We start from the raw sequence: 21,392 nt of genomic DNA, 5'->3' as shown, positions 1-21,392 counted from the left end.
ATGCCACCTCGTCTCCTTAGGTTTGCCTAACCTGAGAAAACTAGCACTGCACACGTTGCCTGTCGAGGCCTTCAGCGCAAGCTCCGCGGGCGCATGTCAGACCAGTTGCGTTCGACGAACTGCACGCAGTCGCTCCGGCTCGCGTCGCCGAACACCAGCCGCCAGCCCGCCGGGACCTCGGCGAACGCCGGCCACAGGCTGTACTGGTCCTCGTCGTTGACGAGGACATAGAAGCGGCCGTCCTCGGCGTCAAAGGGATTGGTGTTCATTGTTTCTCCTAGTGGTCGAATACGAGGCACGGCCGTCAGCTCCCCCGCCGAGAACACGGTCCGACAGCAGGCCCAGGCAGCTGAGGTTGGGAAAGCCCGGGCCCTGGATGAGTCCAGACAGGTTGGGCAGGAGAAGCTTCGGGCGGACCGCGGTCAACGCCAGGTCGGCGCCGATTGCCTGCTGGAGCCGGTCGCTGGTCAGCGGTCCGTTCAGCCTGATCTCGAGGAGATCACGCACGTCCTGGCCCAGCAGCGGCAGGAACCATAGCGAATCCGCACCCGAACCGTCGATCACGAGGTCAAATCCGTGCACCGTCTCCAGACGCTCGCCCTGGCGGTCGGTGTGCAGCGTGATCCGGATCCGGCCGTCGGCGGCGACACCGTGCGCGACTCGCCCGCGCAGGTGCCGGATGCGGTCATCGGCCAGTAGCGAATCCTGCACGCGCGCGGAGAACACGCCACGGTCGGTGCGGGCCATCACATCCCGGCGTTCGGCCAGGGTCAGTCCGGTCCAATCCGTCGGATCACTGAACATCCGGTTCTCGAAGAAGCTCTCGCCCCGGGTGAACAACGTCGCTTGCGGGGAGATCACCGTGATCGTCGAAACCCGGTGTTTGAAGAGCTCATTGAGCATCGACGCGGCGGTCTCACCGCCACCGATCACCGCGACCCGTTCAGCGTCGATCCGTTCGTGTTCGGCGGCCAGCTGCCAGAACTGAGCAATGGACAGCACCTGTCGGTGACCGGGCAGCACCGATCGGTCGGGCTGGCCGGGACCAGTGATCATCACCGCGTCCGCGGTGACCGTGTCCTCGCCGGTGTGCAGCACCCACGACTGGCCGTCCAGCGACAACCGGATGACCTCGCCCTCAACGATATTCAACTTGGCAGCGGCCCCCACCCAGCGGAGGTAACCGGCCCAGGTGTCATGGGTCGGTGCCGGCTTCCCGCGGTCGACCCACTCGGCAAACCGCCCGGTGGCCACCAGGTACGACTGCCAGCTCAGCCCCATCATCCGCTGGTCGAGTTCGGCGTTGCGGCCCGGCAGGATCGTCGATCGGTATGGGAAGCCGACATCCTTCTCCGGACTGGTACCCAGTCGGTGCTGACCGTCGGTCCAGCCACCGCCGGCCCGCCAGTTCGCGGCGATCGCGGTGCGCTCGACAGCGACGATCTCGGGGGTGGCGACGCCCATATCCCGCAGCATCGCGGCCTTGGCCGCCACCGCGACCGCTTTGGCACCGGCCCCCACGATTGCCAGCCGATCGGTCATCTGGCCCGCTCCGCTAATTCCTGGAGGATGTCCTGCCAGATAGATTGCAGCGCAGTCACATCCGCGTCGGTGAAAATATCCGGCACTGTACGCCATTGGGTGACCAGTTTCCCGCCGGCGACGGCGGCGACCAGGGTCAGCTCGTGGCGCACCGCGACGTTCGGTTCGGTCATGATCGGCACGTGGGCGAGTAAACCGCGGTCCAGCATCGAGCCGGCATCCAGATCCAGGCGGCCGAGATAGTTCAGGAGCAGCTGGGGACCGCGCAGCCCGCTGAGACGTTCGGCGGTATCGGACCGCAGATAGCGCAACATGGCGTAATCCGTTGTTGATCCACTGATTTTGGGAATTGGCTCGCCGGGGCGGATCCGCAGCGGATAGATGGCGCTGAGCAGGCCGACGGTATCGTCGGCACCGTCACGTCCGTGTGTTTCGAGTGCAACCAGCGGAATTGGACCGGTCTGGCCACGCAGTTCGCGCCAGCGCGCGATCAGCTGGGCGGCTGCGCCCGCCAGCACGTCCTGGATCGGCACCTGCGCCCGCAACAAGGCACCCGTGACATCGGCCTCGGTGACTGTCAGCGTTATCGCCAAGTCGCCGAAGCGATCCTGCTGTGGATGGACGCGCCTGGCCCCCAACGCGGGGTCCGCCCCGTCGAGTTGCGCCAGCCAGAAGTCGACGGTGTCAAGCCCGGCCGCCCGCTCGGCGAGCGCATGCGCCCACCGGCGGTAGCTGACTCGCTCGCCTCCGAACAACTCGGCACCGGGCGCCGACCAGTTGGCGGTCAGCTCCCCCAACACGATGCGCCACGATGCGGGGTCCATCGCCACAACGTGCACGGCCAGGACCAGAACTCCCGCGTCACCGGGCCGGTGCAGCCACAGCGCCTCGATCAACTGCCCGCGCCCGGGATCCAGTCGGTCGATCGCGGCGGCAGCATGCTCGGTGATCGCGTCGCCGAGTTGGCCGGAGACCTCCACCTCGGTAAGCGGAATACTCTGACGCTCGGCGGGGACGAACGTCATGGTCGTCAGATCGAGTCGGCTGCGGAACATTTCGTGTCTGTCGGCGATAGCGTCTAGCAGCTGCCGCAACCGGTCAGCGGTCGCATCGGGCGGCAGGATGATCGCCTCAATCTGCGCCAACCGCCGCGGATCGCCGTGTTCGTAGAGCCAATGCACGGCGGGCAGGGCCGGGATCGGACCTTCAGGTTCGGGTCCGGCGGCCAGTTCCTCGGCGGTGTCACGGTCGACGGCCGCCGCCAGCTCGCGCAGCGTTCCGCATTCCAGCACCAGCCTGGCTCGCAGGGGCAGCCCGAGCCGGCGCGCGGCCTGGACCAACGACAGGGCGACGATACTGTCCAGCCCGAGTTCCAGCAGGTCGGCGTCGATGTCCACGTCGGTCAGACCCAGCAGCTCGGCGACCGCCCCAACCAGCGCGATTTCCGTCGGGGTGCTGGGGCGTTCCGGAGCCTCGTCCGAGGTGGTTGCCGCGGCCAGGGCGGTGTCATCGACCTTGCCGTTGGCGGTCAGAGGAATCGTGTCGACGACGACCAACCGGTTCGGCATCATGTAGCGCGGCAGGCGGTCTCGCAGCAGCGACCGCAGATCGGCGACCTCTACCTCTCCGGCGATATAGGCGATCAGCCGGGGGCCCGCCAGATTTCGGTGTACGGCGACGTGAGCGTGCCGCACGCCGGCCACCTCCTCGAGCACCGCTTCGATCTCGCCCGGCTCGACGCGGTGGCCGCGGACCTGAATTTGGGCGTCGGCGCGGCCGATGAACGACAATGCGCCATCACGATCCCGGCGCACCAGGTCACCGGTGCGGTACATCCGGTCACCGCCGGGCGCGGCGACGAACCGGGTCGCGGTCTCGCCGGGGCGGCCGAGGTATCCGCGGGTCACCTGTTCACCGGCCAGATACAGCTCGCCCACCACACCGTCTGGTACGGGCTGCAGCCACGAGTCGAGCACGAGGGCGCCGGTTGACCGGGTCGGATAGCCGATCACCGGTGCGTCGTGGTCGGCGATGGCGGCGACGACGGCCTCGACGGTCGTCTCGGTGGGGCCATAACAGTTGTGAGCCGCCAGCAGCGCGTGAGTGCAAGCCTTGCGAATATCGGCCCAGTCGACCGAGCCCACTGCCTCACCGCCGAGAGCGAGCACGGAAAGTGTTCCGCGATAGAGTAATCCGGCCCGGCGCAGATTGGTGAACAGCGAAGGGGTGACATCGAGCATGTCGATACCGTGTCGGTCGATGATCTCGACCAGTGCCTCGGCATCGCGGCGGTCGGTTTCGGCGATGAGATGCACGGAGTGGCCGAAGAGCAGCCCGGCCAGCGGCTGCCAGGCCGCGTCGAACGCGAACGACCAGGCGTGGCCGATGCGCAGCGGCCGTCCGAGACGCTCGGCGGCCGGGCGCAGCATCCGTTCGACGTGATCGTCGATGTAGGCGAGCAGGGCCTGATGGGTCCCGATAACACCCTTGGGCTCTCCGGTGGTGCCCGAGGTGAACACCGCGTACGCGGCTTGGCCGGGCGCGGACGGTGTGGAGAACCTCGGTGCGGTGGCTGCTTCGGCCATGGTGGCCTCGTCGATGACGAGGACGGCACCGGTCTGGGCGAGAATCGAATCCACCCGCCCGGCCGGCATGTTCTGTTCCAGTGGCACGTACATCCCACCGGCCTTGAGCACACCGAGCATCGCGACGACATAGTCGGCGTTGCGGGGAAGCTGGATCGCCACCGCGGTCTCACCGCGCACACCGGACTCCGCGAGCAACCCGGCCAAGCGATCCGATCGCTCGTGCAGCTCCCGGTAGCTCAGCTGGCCGCCCTCCCACCGCAGTGCGATCGAATCCCCCAGCACCACTGCTGTTTCGGCGAACCGATCCGCCACGCCCAGCGTGAACGCAGCACCCGGCAGAGTCGCCGCGGTGGGGCGAGCTTCATCGTCGAGCAGGATCGCGACGGCACCCAGCGGCTTATCCCACATCTCGATCAGCCGGCTCATGGTCTGCAAGACCCGCTTGCCGAGGGTGACGGCTGTCGACACGCCCAGAGCGTTGTCGGTGACCTCCACCAGCAGCGTCAGTTCGGCGTCACTGCGGTAGGCGGCGATGGTCACCGGGAAGTGAGTCAGGCTCTCCATGGCCGCAGGCCGGAAGCCGACCTCCCCGGCCATGAATTCGGCACCGCCCACTACGTCCCCCGGCGGGAAGCTCTCGTAAACCAGCAGGGTGTCGAACATCTCGCCCACCCCGGCGAAGTTGCGCAGCTGGGAGTGCGTGAGATAGCTGTGGTCGCGCAGTTCGGCGGCTTCTCGCTGAAGCGCCGAACAGTGCTGGGCGACAGTGACATTCGGATTGAGCCGAACCCGGAGTGGAATCGTGTTGATGAACAGTCCGACCATGGTCTCCACCCCGGCCAATTCGGGGGGACGACCGGACACGGTGACACCGAACACGATGTCGTCGCGATCGGTCAGCCGGGACAGGATCAGCGCCCAGGCCATCTGCAGCAGCGTGTTGAGGGTCACCCCACGGGCACGGGCTGCCGCGGCGAGCACTTCGGCGTCGGCGGCAGGCAGGGTCAGCTCGGTGCGGTTGGGTAACCCGCTACCGTCACCGCCGAGTGCCGGTGATAGCAGCGTCGGTCCCGGCATGCCGCTCAGATGCCGGCGCCAAACCTGTTCGCCGACTCGCGGATCACGATCGGCGAGCCAGCCGATGTAATCGCGATAGAGCCGTGGCGGCGCCAGCGTGCCGGGGCTACCGCCGCCGCGGTACAGCGTGAGCATCTCGCCGATGAACACCGGTAGCGACCAGCCGTCGATCACGATGTGGTGAGCGGTGACCACCAACCGCCAGCGCCGCTCGGGCAACTCGATGAGCAGGAACCGGATCAGCGGGCCGTCGTGCAAGCTGAACCGTCGGCTGCGCTCGCGTTGTTCGATGGCAACTGCCTGATCGTCATCGGCGCGCACCTGCTGCCAGGGCAGTTCCACTGCCGCCGGCACGATCTGCACCGGATGCGGTAGGTCCTGATGCCAGAAGCTGGCGCGAAGATTGGGATGGCGCAGCAGCATTGCTGAGGCACAGTCCCGCAGCAGATCGACGTCCAGCGGCCCGGACACATCCGCGGTCATCGCGATCACGTACGGGTCTTCTGCACTGGGCCCGATCAACGTGGCGTGCGAGTACAGTCCGAGCTGCAACGGCGATAACGCCAGGACATCCTCGATGTCAGCGGTCGTCACGAGGGACGAGCCTTCGACCAGGACGATTTCAGCGCGTCCAGATCGCCGGCCGACAGCCCCGACACGCTCATCGCTTCACGCCGCATATCCGCACGATCGTCACCCTGGCCACGCTGCGGCCGATCGTCGATCGCCCCGGCCAGTGTTGCCACGCTTGGGTATTCGAAAATCATCCGCGGGTCGACCGTCAGACCGGCTGTCCGCATCCGCGCGGCCAACTGCACCGACAGGATGCTGTCGCCACCGAGCGTGAAAAAGTCGTCGTCCCGGCCGATTCCGTCCACATCGAGCAATTGGCCCATGGCGGCGGCGACCGCGCGTTCGGTGTCGGTTCTGGCCGGCTCGCTCGTCCCGGTGGTGTGCACCTCGGGCCGGGGTAGTCCCGGCCGGTTCAGCTTCCCGGACTCGGTTGACGGCATCACGTCGAGCACCGAGATCGTCGACGGTGTCATATAGCCCGGTAGCGCCGCAGCCACCGATGCGCGCACCGCGGCGACGAAGGCTGCCGGATCGGCGACGGGCTCGTGGGGAACGACGTACCCGGCCAGGCTGGCCCCGCCTGGACCGTCCCAGGTGCGGGCGGCCGCGACGGCGACTCCGTCGGCGGCTCGCAGCGCGGCTTCGACTTCGGCCAATTCGACCCGGAATCCACGCACCTTCACCTGGTGGTCGGTGCGCCCGACGAATTCAAGCCGGCCGTCCTCGGTCCAGCGACCACGGTCACCACTGCGATAGAAGCGTGACCCCGGCTCAGCGGCATAGGGATTCGGGAGGAACCGGGTTGCCGTCAGCCCAGGCTGCTTCCAGTAGCCCCGCGCGATCTGCTCCCCCGCGTAGTACAGCTCACCGACGACACCGACCGGCACGGGCTGGAGCCCGTCGTCCAGCAGGTAGACCTGCGAGCCCTCCATCGGCGTGCCGATCTTCGGGATGGGCAAGTCCAGTGGGCCGCGGATCAGTGCGCCCGAGGTTTCGGTGGCACCGATCGCGTTCAACGGTTCGATCGACGTGCTCTCGCCGACACACGCCATCAGCCGCTGCAGTAGCGAAACAGTGACCGGCTCGCCACAAGTGACCAGCCTTCGCAGTGTGCGGATAGCGTCCGGTGCGCTGTCCACGAGCGCTGAGACCAGGCTGGCGACGCCGGTGACCTGCGCCACTGAATGCCGCTCGATCAGGCCGGCCAACGCCTCGGCGTCCCGGTGTTCGGCGTCGTCGGCGACGATCAGCGTCGACCCGGCCACCAGACCTGCTAGCGTTTCGATGCACCCTTCCAGGAACGTCATCGGCGCCTGCGCCAGCCGGATGTCTTCGCCCGGTACCGGATAGTGCTTCAGTTGCCAGGTCAGGCGGGTGCTCATCGCCCGGTGGGTGCCCACAACACCTTTCGGCTTGCCGGTCGACCCCGACGTGAACATCAGGTACATCGGGTCGTCCGGGCGAGGCGGGGCCAGCGCGGCAACCGCATCGGTGGTGTCCCATTCGGCGCGAACCGCCGGATCGTCCATCGAGATCAGCGTGACACCGTCGGCATCGGGCATCGCCGCGCCGGCCTCGGCGGTGACGACCACGACCTCCGGCGCGACGTCATCGAGCATGAACTGCTTACGTGCCGGCGGGTAGGTCGGGTCCAGCGGGAAGAATCCGGCGCCCGCCTTCATGATGCCCACCAGTGCGACCACCAGGTCGATACCGCGGCGCATCGACAGCCCGACCAGTGATCCCGGGCCCACACCGTGCCGCGTGAGGAGATGCGCGAAGCGATCCGAGCGGTGGTGCAGCGCCGGGTAATCCAGAGACTCCTCGCCGCAGCGCAGCGCGATCCGGTCGGCACCCAGGGTTCGGCTGCCCTCCAGCAGTTCCGGTACCGTGCGGGGCCGGTCCGCTGGTGACACGCGCCCGCGGCTCTGGGCCAGCACCTGGTCCTGTTCGGCATCCCCGAGCAGGTTGACGTCACGCAGCGTCGCGTCCGGGTCGGTGGCGAATGCGTCGATGACGCGGTTCAGCCAGCCGGCGAAGCGTTGCATCGTCGACGGGTGATACAGCTCGGTGCGGTAGATGACATGACCCCGGTAGCCGTCCTCGCCGACAAAGAAGTTCACGCTCAGATCGGCGTGCGCCACATCGAATGTCGGCTCCAGCGCGGTGAACCTGGTCTCGCCATCAGGTCCAGCCGCGATCAGCTGATTCTCCGGCAGCTCTTCACGGACATGCACGACGACTTGGAACAGCGGGTTGCGCGATAACGACCGTACCGGGTTGACGGCGTCGACCACCCGGTCGAACGGGAGATCCTGGTTGGCGTAGGCGGCAAGCGCCATCTCCCGGGCACGCAGCAGTGCTTCGCGAAGGGTCGGATTGCCCGACAGATCGTTGCGCAGCACCAAGATATTGACGAAAAAGCCGACCAGCCGGTCTAATTCGGTGTCAGTGCGACCGGCCACCGGGGTGCCGAGGGGGATGTCGTCGCCACCGCCGGCCTTCTGCAGGACGATGGCGACAGCGGTCTGCAGGAGCATGAACTCGGTGATGCCCAATTCACGGCTCAGTGCGGTCAACCGGTCCCGCACACGCGCGTCGAATCGCAGCGGGATGGCCGCACCGGCACCGCCGGCGATCGGCGGCCGGGGCAGGTCCGGTCGCAGCCCGGTGTCCTCGATCAGCCCGTCGAGCTGGCGCACCCAGTATTGCCGTTGTGCGTCCATCAGTTCGGTGTCCGACAACAGCTCGACCTGCCACGCGGCGTAGTCGCGGTACTGGATGGGCAACGGTGCCCAGCACGGTGCGGCGCCCTCGCGTCGCGCGCCGTACGCCGTGAGTACGTCGGTGAACAGCACACCGGCCGACCAATGGTCGGCCGCGATATGGTGGACCACTATCGACAGCACTGATGCGCCGGGGATGGTCAACACCGCGATCCGGATGGGCAGCTCGGACTCGAGTTCGAACCGGTGTGCCCGCTCGGCATCCAGTTGTGTGGTCAGCCAGTCCTCGTTCAGGCCCTTGAGGTGCCGCACGTCGATGGTGTCGACGTTCTCAACGAATTGATGCGGGACGCCGTCGATCTCGCGGTAGAGGGTACGCAGGATCTCGTGGCGGGCGACGGCGTCGCCGACCGCGGTGACGAGCGCATCGACATCGCACGGCCCGGTGAGTCTGGCGGCGAACGGGATATTGTTCACCGGGCTGGGGCCGTCGACGCGGTACTGGAACCAGCTTCGTAGCTGTGCGGCTGACAACGGGGAATGCTCGACGTCGGTGGTGCGGGCGACGAGCTGCGGGCGGGCCGAACCCGGCTGTCCGTCCCGCAGATCGTCGATCACGGCGGCGAGTTCAGCGGGGGTGCCACGTTCGAACACGTCGCGCACACTGACCTCGACCCCGCAGGCCTCGCGGACCGCCGCGACCAGCTTGGTGGCCAACAGCGAATGTCCGCCGAGGCTGAAGAACGAGTCGTCGCAACCGACCTCATCGGCGCCGAGCAGCTCGGCGAACAACGCCGCGACCTCATGTTCGGTGTCGGTCACCGGTGCGCGGTACTCGGTCTGCGGTCCGATCTCGGGATCTGGCAGGGCTGCCCGGTCCAGTTTCCCGTTGGCGGTGACCGGAATTTCGTCGATGACGACGTATGCGGCCGGGATCATGTAGTCGGGCAGGGCGGCGGCGACGCGGGTCTTGATCCGATCAACGTCGACGATGTCGCCGGCGGGCGGTGTCACGTAGGCGATCAGGCTCTTGCCCAGGTGCGGTAGCTCGGCGGCGATCACGACGGCGTTGCCGACGCTGGGATCGACGGTGATGGCGGCGGCCACTTCGCCGAGCTCGATGCGGAAACCGCGGATCTTCACCTGTTCGTCGGCGCGGCCGACGAACTCGAGATCACCGTTGTGGTTGCGCCGGGCCAAGTCGCCGGTGCGGTAGAGCCGGCCGCCGGTGCTGAAGGGATCGGCGACGAACCGTTCGGCCGTCAGCACCGGCCGTTCATGGTAGCCGTGCGCCAGTTGTGTTCCACCGATGTAGATTTCGCCGATCACATCCACGGGAACAGCCCGCAAGGCGTCATCGAGAAGGTAGATTGTGGTATTGATCTTCGGCTTGCCGATCGGCACCACACCGGCACCCTGCCTACCCTCGACCGTAAAACGCGACGCGTTGATGATCGTTTCGGTGGGGCCGTAGAAATTGTGCAGCAGCGCGTCGAATGTCGCGTGGAACTTGTCGGCCAGTTCGCCGGGCAGGGCTTCACCACCGATCGGCACCCGGCGAAGCGTACGCCACTGTTCCACTCCCGGCAGGGACAGGAACAAGCCGAGAAGCGACGGCACGAAGTGCATTGACGTAATCGACTCGCGCTGAAGAAGATCCGTGAGGTAGCCGATATCACGCAAGCCGTCGCTGCGCGGAATCACCAGGCGCGCGCCCTGCGCCAATACCCCGAAGATCTCGCCGATCGACACGTCGAAACTCGGTGAGGCCACCTGCAGCAGCCGGTCATCGGCGCTGATCTGGTACTCCTGCGCGAACCACCGGAAGTAGTCGGTAACCGGCCGGTGCGGAACCGGAACACCCTTGGGCAGGCCGGTCGAGCCCGACGTATAGATCAGGTAGGCGGTGTTGTCCGGGCCGAAAGGCCGCACGAGCTCCGATTGGTCCAGATCACCGGCGGGCAGATCCTCAGTGCCCATGATCGGTTCGCGCACAACCATTTTAGGGTCGGCGTCGGAGAGGATGTAGGCGATGCGGTCGGCCGGATACTCGGGGTCGACGGGTAGATAGACGGCGCCCGCCTTGGCGATGCCCAGTGCGGTGACCACCAGCTCCGGCGACTTCTCCAATAGCACCGCGACCCGGTCCTCGGCGCCGATTCCCTGCCCGATCAGCCAGCGCGCATGCTGGTTCCCCGCTTCGTTGATCTCCCGGTAGCTGTAGCGTCGGCCCTCGTAGACCACGGCGATCTCGTCCGGCTGCGACGCCGCACGATCGGCGACGAGGTCACCGAGCGCCATTGCCGGGCAATCGAAGATCTCACCGTGGGACACCTGCTCGAGCCAGGCGGCATCGGCCTCGTCCAGCAGAGTCAGGTCGGCCAGCACCCGATTGGGCTGGGCCAGCGCATCGCGCAGAAGCACAGTGAAGCTGTCGAGGAGTTGCCGGGCCAGGCGTGAGTCGATCACCTCGGTGAGGTACTCGACCTCCACCTCGACCTCACCGCCGGTGAACTCGACCATAAAGCCCAGGGGCAGCTGAGCGAACCGGCCACGAAACTCGGCCCGCTGGCAGTGCACGCCGGCCGGGTTGAAACCGTCGCCCTCGGGCTCGCGCACGCCGAAGCCCACCCGCGCCATCCGCTCGACGCCGTAGCGGCGGTCCGGGTTGAGTTCCCGCACCACCCGGTCGAGGTTGACCCGCTGGTGGGCGAACGCCCCCACCGCGGTGTCCCGGGCGGCGGTCACCAGTTCGTGAAAAGTGCCCCAGCGGTCGGGCCGCATGCGTAGCGCCACGGTATTGCCGTAGTACCCGATGACGTCATCGGACGCGCGGTTGAGAACCGGCGCGGCGACCAGGAAGTCGTCGGCATGCGTATGTCGGTGCACCAGTGCCGAGAACGCGGCCAGTAGCACCATGTACGGCGTCGCTGCGGTCTCGTGCGCCAGTTTCGCCACCGCCTCGACGGTGTCGGCGCCCAGTCGGGTCGTGCACCTGTCGGCCAGCCACTGCGACGGGACCGCCGATCCCGTGGGCCCGGGCAATTCCAGCGGCTCGGGTGGGTCGACGAGCAGTCGGCGCCAGTACTCCACATCGGCGTCTTCGGCGCCCGACGGCGGCGCCGGAGTCTGGCCCACCGCGGCGAGGACATCGCCCTGGTACGCGCGCGTCAGATCGGCGAAGAACACCCGCCACGAAGCGTCGTCCCACGCGATGTGGTGCGCCGCCAGCAGCAGCACATGCTCATCGACGCCCACCTGAGCCAGGGTGATCCGCAGCGGCGCCTCGGCGCTCAGATCGAACGGCATGGTGAACGTCCGCTGAGCAAGGACCTCCAGTCGCAACCCGCGAGCCTGCGGGCTGAGGTCACGCAGATCATGCTGCGCCCAAGCCGGTTTCAGCTCCTCCCGTACGGTTGCGCTCGGTTCGCCGTCGGTACCGGTGTGGTAGGTGGTGCGCAGTATCGGATGCCGGGCGGCAACAGCGTCGATCGCCGCGTGCAGGCGCTCGGCCCCGAGTTCGCCGGACAGCCGATAGGACACCCCGACGTTCAGCAGCGCGCCGGTGGTGTCGATGGACTGCACGAACCACATTCGGCGCTGGCCGTCCGTCATCGCCGTGGGATCGGCTGCCGCAGCGGGCTCCGCCAGCAAGCCGCGCTGGGCGAGCTTGTGGCGCAACAGCTCCAGGCGCTGCTGGTCGGCGTCACGCGTGTCAGTCATGGGATCTCCTCCGGGGGTGATCGTCGAGCGCGGCCGCGTCAGCCCGGCAGCTGCTGCGCCGAGTCACCGGCTGTGGTGAGCGCCATAGCCACCTCAGCGGTGTCCATGCCGGTCACTTCGAGGCACAGTGCCGCGATTTCGTCGAGCCGCTCGATGGGTTCGAGTTCACGAAGACGGTTGGCCAGGCCCTCGATGGTGCGGGTGGCAAAGATGTCGGCGACGCTGACGCCCGAGACGTCCAGCCATTGCCGGATCCGCGCCACCGCTGTGGTGGCCAGGACGGAATCCCCACCCAGGCTGAAGAAGTCATCGTCGACTCCCAGTCGGCTGGTGCCCAGAACGCCCGAGATGATCGAGACCAGCGCCGACTGCAGCGCACCCGACCCGGGCCGGTGCCCGACCGCCGATTCGGCGTGTTCGGCCAGCCTTCGCACGACGGCGCGCCGGTCTATCTTGCCGCCCAGGGTGTACGGGATCCGGTCGAACACCTCGATGTGCTGCGGAACCATGTGGGGCGGAAGTTCTTTGCCAAGCTGATGCCGGATATCCTCGATCGTCCGTGAGCTCGGCGTCAACGCCACGGCCGCCGCAAGCCGGTCCTGAGAACCCGTGCGGCCCGGGATGGTCACCGCCACGGCGCCGTCCACACCGGGCACCCCCAGCAGCGCCGCCTCCACCTCGCCCAGCTCGACGCGGTAGCCGCTGAGCTTGACCCGGTTATCGGCGCGGCCGACGAATTCGTATGTCCCGTCCGGCCAGACGCGAGCCAGATCACCGGTTCGATACCAGCGGATGCCGTCGTGCTCGACGAATCGCTGGGCGGTCAAGTCGGGCCTGCCTCGGTAGCCGCGGGCCACCCCGCGCCCGCCGATCCACAGTTCGCCGACCATCCAGTCCGGACAGTCTGCCCCGCTGGCCGCGACCACACGGCATCGGTTGTTGGGCAACGGTTTTCCGAAAGGTATGGCAGTCCAACCGGTAGGCACGTCGGCCACTTCGCAGATTGTGTGGTGGATCGCGGTCTCGGTGGCGCCGCCGAGACCGGCGAATCGCACCTTCGGGGCGCGTTCCCGCAACTGCCGGGCCATCGCGGGGGTGACCCAATCACCACCGGTCGGAACCACCCGCACCGCCGGCAGCGGGCCGGCCACCTCGAGGAGCATCGACAGCCAGCCGGGCAGAAAGTGCAACACCGTGACCCGATAGGTGTCGATGAGCCGCACCCAATGGTCGGGGTCGCGCCGATGCTGCTCGTCGACGACGACGATCGCGCCGCCGGTGCCCAGAGTTGCGAAGATGTCCAGAACCGAGATATCGCATTCCAGCGTGGACAGCGCCAGGCAGCGATCCTCGGGCCCGAGCCCGAAATGCCCCGTGATGAACTCGACGGTGTTCATCGCGGCATCGTGGGTGACTTCGACGCCCTTGGGCTCACCGGTCGAGCCGGAAGTGCACAGCACGTAGGCAAGTCGGTCGGGATCGCCAGTGACAGGGGTCAATTCAGCTCCGGTGCCGCGCGCGATCGCCTCAGCGACCGTCATCGCCGGCACTGGTATATCGGGTAGCTCTGTGCCGCACACCAGCGCGAGATCCACGGCACCGCCGGCGATCATCCGCCGCGCCCGCTCGTGCGGCTGGTCAACGCCCACCGGTAGGTAGACCCCACCCGCGGCGTGGATCCCCAGCAGCGCGGGAACCTGTTCGGCGGTCTTAGGTCCGAGCACGGCGACGGTCCCGCCGTCGGGGAGACCCGCCGCACGCAGGGCGGCCGCGACCGCCAGCGCGTGCTGACGCAGCTCCTCATACGTCAGATCAACCAGGTCACTGAAAACCGCTGGGGAATCAGGTTGTTGAGCGGCCGTGGCGAAGAATCCGTCGTGCAACATGCGTCCGCTGGGGGTGGTAGTCGTGACCGCCGCATCCCGGACGTCACGCTGTGCGGAAGGCAGCAGTGGCGGCCTCGGACGGTCCCACGCATCGTCGTCGTGAGCCAGCCGGCGCACCTCGTCGATGTGACGGGCGAACATCGCGTCGATCACGCCGGAGCAAAACGCGTCCTCCCGGACATCCCAGTTCAGCAGGATGCCGCCGTCGAATTCGGTCACCTGGGCGTCGAGCAGAACCTGCGGGCCTTGCGAGATGATCCACTCCGGTGAGCCGAATTCCGTTGTCACCTCGGGCCTGAACAGCTCGCCGAGACCGAGCGCGCTGGTGAACACGACCGGCGCCAGTACCTGCGTTCCGCGATGACGGCCCAGATCCCGCAGTACCGACAATCCCGGATACGACGCGTGCGCTGCCGCCTCGTGCATGCTCTGCTGCACCGCCCGCGCGCGCTGGGCCGCGGTGTCGGCGGCGGCGAGGTCGATGTCGAGGAGCAGGGACGAGGTGAAGTCGCCGACCACCTTGTCGATGTCGGCATGCAACGGCTCACGCCCGAACAGCGGAACGTTGAGCAGGAATCGCGGATCGGCGGACCAGCCGGCCACGGTGTCGGCGAAGGAGGCGGCCAGCGTCATCGCCGGTGTCACACCGTGCCTCCGGGCGCGGTTGAACAGGTTGTCGCGGGTGGCCGGGTCCAGCCAATGCCAGCGGCGCCCGGCCCGGCGCGGGTCGATCTGCTGAGCCACCGGGACCAACGGCAGGGCCGGCGCGTCAGGCAGCTCGGGCACCTTCTCGGCCCACCACTGCCGGTCGGCGTCGAAGTTGTCCGGTGACGAAAGTTGTTGGCGGTACTGCTGATAGGTGTAGCCGATCTCGGCAAGCCGGTCACCCCGGTACAGCGCGGCGAGATCGGCCATCAGCGCTCGGTAGCTCATCGCGTCGGCGCCTTGCATGTCCAGGTCGACGTGCAATCGGGTGCGGTCACCAGGCAGCAGGGTCAGGGCCAGCTCGAGCACCCGACCATCGAGTTGTTGGCAGGACTTGTCCGCGCGAATAGTTGCCAACTGGTTGTCGACGGTGGCCGCATCGGCCTCGCGAAGGTCGGTGACCGCGACTGGAAGCGGGTCCGATGGCGCGCCGATCCGCTGCGTGCCATCGGGCAGAAACTCCACTCGCAGCATCGGATGGCGCTCGGCCAGTTGGGTGGCCGCCCGGCGGATCCGACGCGGATCTATCGCGGCGCCGTCGAACTCGACGTAGAGGTGGCCGGCCACCCCACCCAGTTGTTGGTCAGCGTGCCTGCCGATCCACATGGCGTGCTGCATGGGGGCCATACCGAATGGTTCGCCCTCGGTCACGGGAGGCTGGGCCGGTACCGGATCGGGCCGGTCGGCCGGCGTCAACAGATCGGACCAGGCGCGGACTGACGGAGCGGCGGCGAGCCGGGCGAAATCGATGTCGAATCCCGCGCGGCGCCAGTGCCCGGCCAACGTCATCATCCGGATCGAGTCCAGACCCTGGGCGATCAGATCGCCGTCCGGGTCGATGTCGGTGTGGTCGACGCCGAGCAGCTCCGCGACCCGGTTGGTGATCAAGGCCGCCTCCGACCCCCCCTGGTGTGGGGAGCCGTCTTCAGCCCCGGTCACTGTCGCCTCCCTAACACCTGAGCAGCCTCAACTTACTTTGGGAAGGCTACCCTATGCTCGGTGGCGCAACACGTCTACGTGGGCTCGTTCGGCGGACACCGCCTACCTCAGGGAGCGCAATGACCGGATTCACGCCCTTTCCAGCGGAGCGCGCGGCGGCCTACCGGGCAGCCGGCTACTGGGCCGGCCGGCCACTCGATGACATCCTCTCCGCCGCCGCGGCGCAGTGGGCCGATCATCCGGCTGTCATCGACGATCGGACCAGCCTCACCTACGCCGAGCTGGACCGCCGCGCGAATGGGGCCGCGGCTGGACTGCGCGCATTGGGCGTCGAGGAAGGGCAGAGCGTATTGGTCCAGCTCCCCAACAGCTGCCAATTCGCCGTCGCATTGTTCGGGCTGTTGCGCGCAGGCGCCCTGCCGGTGATGTGCCTGCCGGGTCACCGGGACGCGGAGATCTCCCATTTCCTCGAGGTCAGTGGTGCGGTCGGCATCATCGTCGGCTCCGACGCCGGATTCGACTACCGGGGCATGGCCGAGCGTCTGCTGGGCCGGGACAACGCGCTGCGCCACGTCATCGTCGACGGCGACCCGGGACCGCATACCGCGTGGGCGCAGCTCTGCCAGGGCGCCGGACCACCACCGCAGCGTCGCGTCGACACCAGCGATCCGGCCGTTCTGCTGGTGTCCGGCGGCACGACCGGTGCACCGAAGCTGATCCCCCGCACTCACGACGACTACCTCTACAACGCCATCGCCAGCGCGAAGCTCTGTGGCCTCACCGCCGCCGACGTGTATTTCGTCGCGCTGCCCGCCGGACACAACTTCCCACTTGCGTGCCCCGGCCTGCTCGGCGCGATCAGCGTTGGCGCCACCGTCGTGTTCGGGCGAGACCCGAGCCCGGAGGCCGCCTTCGCCGAGATCGCCCGCCACGGCGTCACCGCCACCGCGCTGGTGCCCGCGTTGGCGCGATTGTGGGCGCAGGCCTGCGAATGGGAGGAACAGCGCCCGACCAGCCTGCGGCTTCTGCAGGTCGGCGGAGCTAAGCTCGCCGCCGACGACGCGCGGCACGTGCGGTCGGTGCTCACCCCCGGTTTGCAGCAGGTGTTCGGGATGGCCGAAGGCCTGTTGTGCTACACGAGAATTGACGATCCCGCCGAGTTCCTCGAGAACACCCAGGGCCGTCCGCTGGCCGAGCACGACGAGTTGCGGATCGTCGACGACGAGGGTGTCGCGGTGTCCGAGGGCGAGCCCGGCGAGCTGTTGGTACGCGGGCCCTACACGATCAACGGCTACTACCGTGCCGCGGCGGAGAATCAGCGCTCGTTCACCCCGGACGGCTTCTACCGCAGCGGCGACACGGTGCGCCGCCTCGCCGGCGGCTACCTCGAAGTGACGGGCCGGATCAAGGACGTCATCCTGCGCGGCGGTGAGACGGTGTCCGCCCTCGACCTCGAGAGCCATCTGCTGACCCACCCGGCGGTGTCAGCCGCCGCCGCGGTCGGCCTGCCTGATCCATATCTCGGGGAGAAGATCTGCGCCGCTATCGTTTTCCGCGGCACACCGCTAACGCTGGTAGAGCTCAATGAGCATCTCGACGCCCGTGGTGTCGCCGTGCACTGCCGTCCGGACATGGTGATGCCGATGCCGGCGCTGCCGACGACGGCGGTAGGCAAGGTCGACAAGCGCACGATCCTCGCCCAGCTGCAACCCTGAGCCAGGTCAGTCGGCGCGTGGGACCAGATGGGGTGCCAGGCAACCCATCTTCTCGCACGTCTCCTCGAATTCGCGCTCGGGCGACGATGCGGCGATGATACCGGCCCCGGCGCGCAGCCAGGTCCGCGAATCCACTTCGTAGGCCGCGCGCAACGCGAGTGCGGCATCGAGGCCGCCGTCCGGGGTGAACATCGCGACCGCACCCGAGTACAGACCGCGCGGCATTTCGTCGAGCCGCAGAATCGCCTCGACACCAGGTGCTTTCGGGATTCCAGATGCGGTCACCGCGGGGAACAGCGCCTCCAGGGCATCCATCCGGTTGTGGGTCGGATCCAGTCTGGCACCGACGGTCGACCCGAGGTGCTGGACGCTGCCGCGCTCCCGCACCGTCATGAAGTCGGTCACCGCGACGCTGCCGGGCTGCGCGACCTCCGCGATCTCGAGCATCGCGGTACGCACCGACAGCGCGTGCTCGACGATCTCCTTGGCATCGGATTCCAGCTCGTCGCGTGCCGCCCGGTCATCGTACGCTCCACGGCCGAATGCCCTTGTCCCGGCGAGTGGTTCGGTGATCACCACACCATCACTGTGGACTGCGGTGACCAGTTCGGGGCTGAAGCCCAGGGCCCTGATACCGCCGAGTCGCATCAGAAACGACCGCGCGGGTGTGTTGTGTCTGCGGCCCATACTGTAGGTCGCGGGGAAGTCGACGGTGAATGGAACGTCGACGGTGCGAGACAGAATCACCTTCTGGTAGAGGCCATCTCGGATCTCGGTGACCGCCGTCGCGACGCGGTCGCGGTAGCGGCTGGGATCGGCAGACACGTCGATCCCGCGGACCTCACGAGTCAGTTCTCCGGGCCGGAGATCCCGGACCGCCGTGCGAAGCTCGTCGCTCCCATTGATGACCTCGATCCCGTTGGCCGACACCACAACCCGGCTCAGAGGTGTGAAGATCCGGGCCAGCGGTGTGCCCGCCGGAATTCGGTCGAACAATCCCAGCCGGTGCGCGCCCAGCTCGAAGGCAATCCATCCGAACGCCGGCTCGCCGTCGGTCAGTACGGTGTCGAGGGCTTCGGCGAGCACTGCTGCCGGGCGCCCACTCCAGTGGCGGCGGACAACGGCTCCGCCGGCGCCGATGCGGCATTCGTCGCGGTCGAGCTCGATCGAGGCGCGGGCGCCGATGGCCAGAGTCCAGCAGCCGTCCCGCTCGTAGACCAGATAGTCAGCGCCGACACGCTCGGGACCGGCGGCGGCCACATGTGCGACGACATCCGCCGGAACCATCCCGTGCGGTAGCTCAGTCCACTCGGCAGCATCGATCGGCGAGCGCGGCGCCGCGGTCACGTCGGTCATGCGGTTGAGGGTAGCCTAACCTGTGTCTACGATTGAGACCTCCGCCCACGCACCGGATAACCGCACGTCGCAGGCACCCGACGCCAGGCACGTAGGCCCCAAATCCACGTGGGCACCCGTTAGGCTTCGCTGATTTGTCGATATGAGGGCGGTGAGGACTGAGGTGATCTCGTTCGTCGTCCCGACCCTCAACGAACAACAGACCGTCGAGAAGACCCTGGCGTGCCTGGCCTCCTATACCGGCGAGCACGAGATCATTGTCTCCGACGACAACAGCACCGACGACACGGTCGCGATCTGCTCGCGTTACGCCCACACAATGGTCCGCTACAGCGAGCCGGCGAAGCAGACGATCGCCCAGGCGAGAAACCGCGGGGCGGCGGCCGCGCGCGGTGACTATCTGGTGTTCGTCGACGCCGACGTCCTGATCCCGGACGTCGACGACTTCTTCCGCACCGCGCATGCGTACTTCCGATCCGACCGCGAGCTGGTGGCGCTCACCGGCCACTACCGGGTCTTTCCTGAATCTGCCAGCGCGGCTGATCGATACGTGTTCACCATGCTGAGTCTGCAGTTCCTGCTGCAGAACAACATCTTGCGGGTGGGTGCGGCCAGCGGAAAGTTCCAGATGGTGTCCGCCGCCGCATTCGAAAAGGTCGGCGGGTTCAACCCGAATCTCGTCGCCTCCGAGGACATGGATCTTTTCCGTCGGCTATCCCGCTTCGGCAGAACGTATTTCGCATGGGATCTGACCGTCTACCACTCCGGCAGGCGTGCCAAAGCGATCGGCTGGCGCAAGCTGCTGTGGCAGTGGTTCAGCAACTCCGTCTCGGTGTTCTTCCTCAACCGATCGGTCAGTCGGGAATGGAAGGCGATCCGCTGATGATCGAACTTGACGGCCTCACCAAGGCTTACGGCGGGGTGTCGGCACTGAACGATGTGAGCTTCACGGTGCCGACCGGTTCAGTACTGGCGCTGCTCGGCCACAACGGCGCGGGCAAAACAACCGCGGTGCAAATCCTTTCGACCCTGATACCACCCACGGGCGGTCGCGCCACGGTCGCCGGCTACGACGTCGTCGAGCAAGCAGGCCAAGTTCGGGACAGCATCGGCGTGACGGGCCAGAGCGCCAGCCTCGACTACGTGATCACCGGGCGACAGAATCTGACCCTGTTCGGCAGGCTGCGTGGCATGCGCCGCAAGGAAGCGCGCCAGCGAGCCGACCAACTGATCGGCGAATTCGAGCTCGACCACGCGGCCGACCGGCCCGTCTCGACGTATTCCGGCGGGATGCGGCGCCGCCTCGACATCGCGGCGGCTCTGGTCGTGACTCCCAAGGTGCTCTTTCTGGACGAACCGACCACCGGGCTGGATCCCCTGAGCCGACGCCAGGTCTGGGAGCGGGTGTCCGCGCTCACCGCCGATGGCGTGACGGTTCTGCTCACTACCCAATACCTCGAAGAGGCTGACGTACTGAGCGATTCGATCGTGATCCTCAATTCTGGACGCGTCATCGCACACGGCACCGCCGACGAACTCAAGAATCAGACCGGCTCCACCTATTGTCAGGTCACCCTGGTACGGCGCGCCGATATCCCACGCGTCGTCGCCGCGCTGGCCGATATCGACGACGTCGACGCCGATGACGAGGGCAACACCGTCTCGGTGCGCGCGCGCGACGGGGTCGGCACGCTCAGCGAAGTCGTGCGCCGCACCGAACAACTGGGCGTCGGTCTCGTCGACATCTCGCTACGCAGGCCAACTCTCGACGAGGTGTTCGTGCATTTGAGCACGACGGGACTGGTCCCATGACCGCGATCACCGCGCTGACGGAGAGGATCGTGCACACCGCCGTCCGCGATTTCGACCTGGCGCTGGGCATCTTGGTCCCGGTCGGCACCCTCTTTGGCCTCAACGGTGCGTTGCGGTACGTCATCGACACCGGCGAGATGAGCTATGCCGAATACCTCGCACCGGCGGTCATCGTGCAGGCAATGCTCCTCGGCGCGGTGACAACCGCCGATCGGGCCGGCCGGGAACAGGCCTCGGGGCTCACCGCCCGACTACGGACACAACCCATTTCGCGGCTCGCCCCGATGATCGCGCGGATGTTGTACTGCCTGCTGCGCGGGATACTCTCGCTGGCGGCGGCACTGGCCACCGGCTACCTTCTGGGTTTCCGATTGAGCGGCGGCGTCATCTACACCGCGGCATTTGTGGCGATCCCGCTGTGCCTGACGCTGGCACTGTCGCTGGGCGCCGATGCCACCGGCACGTCGCTACGCAGGATCGGCGGTAGTCAACTGCTGCTGCTGCCGCAGTTGATTCTGATTCTGGTGTCGACGGGACTGGCTCCCGCCAAGGCGTTTCCGGACTGGGTGCAGCCCTTTGTGCGATACCAGCCGGTCTCCCAGGTGACAGACACCATCCGGGGGCTGGCCGTCGGCCGCATCGCGGGCGGCCACGTCGCGATCACCGCGGCCTGGTGCGTGGGCCTCCTCGTCATCTTCGGGCTGATCGCGATCCGTATGCAGCGGCGGCCGATATGAGCACTGGCACAGT

General features: G+C 67.3%; 10 protein-coding genes. 4 read left to right on the top strand and 6 right to left on the bottom strand.

What is annotated here, in order from left to right:
• Positions 1 to 71: 71 nt before the first annotated feature.
• Genes G6N13_RS09670 through G6N13_RS09650 form a run of 5 tightly spaced genes read right to left on the bottom strand, consistent with a single transcriptional unit; the run spans position 72 to position 15,759 of the window.
• Entirely contained in the window at positions 72 to 269 is a 198-nt protein-coding gene (locus tag G6N13_RS09670; RefSeq protein WP_163696560.1) for an MbtH family protein, read from the bottom strand.
• Positions 250 to 1,542: an NADPH-dependent L-lysine N(6)-monooxygenase MbtG gene (mbtG, locus tag G6N13_RS09665; protein WP_163696558.1), complete on the bottom strand. Its 1,293-nt coding sequence runs from the start codon at positions 1,540 to 1,542 to the stop codon at positions 250 to 252. The genes G6N13_RS09670 and mbtG overlap by 20 nt, the downstream gene beginning before the upstream one ends.
• Complete coding sequence (locus G6N13_RS09660; RefSeq protein ID WP_163696557.1) at positions 1,539 to 5,801, bottom strand: non-ribosomal peptide synthetase; 4,263 nt, start codon at positions 5,799 to 5,801, stop codon at positions 1,539 to 1,541. The genes mbtG and G6N13_RS09660 overlap by 4 nt, the downstream gene beginning before the upstream one ends.
• The gene (locus G6N13_RS09655) at positions 5,798 to 12,229 is read right to left on the bottom strand and encodes a non-ribosomal peptide synthetase (protein ID WP_163696555.1); all 6,432 of its coding nucleotides are present in this window, start codon (positions 12,227 to 12,229) and stop codon (positions 5,798 to 5,800) included. The genes G6N13_RS09660 and G6N13_RS09655 overlap by 4 nt, the downstream gene beginning before the upstream one ends.
• A 38-nt stretch (positions 12,230 to 12,267) precedes the next feature.
• Positions 12,268 to 15,759 (bottom strand): non-ribosomal peptide synthetase, encoded by a 3,492-nt coding sequence (locus tag G6N13_RS09650; protein ID WP_163696553.1) that lies wholly within the window; start codon positions 15,757 to 15,759, stop codon positions 12,268 to 12,270.
• A 119-nt stretch (positions 15,760 to 15,878) separates the two neighbouring features.
• On the opposite strand from G6N13_RS09650, the gene G6N13_RS09645 reads away from it, so the two are divergent.
• Positions 15,879 to 17,474, top strand: coding sequence for a (2,3-dihydroxybenzoyl)adenylate synthase (locus G6N13_RS09645; RefSeq protein ID WP_163696551.1), 1,596 nt, complete (start codon positions 15,879 to 15,881; stop codon positions 17,472 to 17,474).
• A 6-nt stretch (positions 17,475 to 17,480) separates the two neighbouring features.
• Here G6N13_RS09645 and G6N13_RS09640 read toward each other — a convergent pair whose 3' ends face one another.
• Positions 17,481 to 18,830: a salicylate synthase gene (locus G6N13_RS09640; protein WP_163696549.1), complete on the bottom strand. Its 1,350-nt coding sequence runs from the start codon at positions 18,828 to 18,830 to the stop codon at positions 17,481 to 17,483.
• Between the two features lie 151 nt (positions 18,831 to 18,981).
• Between G6N13_RS09640 and G6N13_RS09635 the strand changes: the two genes are divergently transcribed.
• The 3 genes from G6N13_RS09635 to G6N13_RS09625 are packed head-to-tail and all read left to right on the top strand — an operon-like array spanning position 18,982 to position 21,379.
• Positions 18,982 to 19,713: a glycosyltransferase gene (locus tag G6N13_RS09635; protein ID WP_163696546.1), complete on the top strand. Its 732-nt coding sequence runs from the start codon at positions 18,982 to 18,984 to the stop codon at positions 19,711 to 19,713.
• Positions 19,713 to 20,642, top strand: coding sequence for an efflux ABC transporter ATPase subunit, DrrA-related (locus tag G6N13_RS09630; protein WP_163696544.1), 930 nt, complete (start codon positions 19,713 to 19,715; stop codon positions 20,640 to 20,642). Before G6N13_RS09635 ends, G6N13_RS09630 begins: the two co-directional genes overlap by 1 nt.
• Positions 20,639 to 21,379, top strand: coding sequence for an ABC transporter permease (locus G6N13_RS09625; RefSeq protein ID WP_163696541.1), 741 nt, complete (start codon positions 20,639 to 20,641; stop codon positions 21,377 to 21,379). Before G6N13_RS09630 ends, G6N13_RS09625 begins: the two co-directional genes overlap by 4 nt.
• Positions 21,380 to 21,392 lie beyond the last annotated feature (13 nt).

This window comes from Mycolicibacterium sarraceniae, assembly GCF_010731875.1.
Lineage (GTDB): Bacteria > Actinomycetota > Actinomycetes > Mycobacteriales > Mycobacteriaceae > Mycobacterium > Mycobacterium sarraceniae.
The sequence above is the reverse complement of the archived record's forward strand: the minus strand, read 5'-3'. Positions and strand labels throughout refer to the sequence as shown.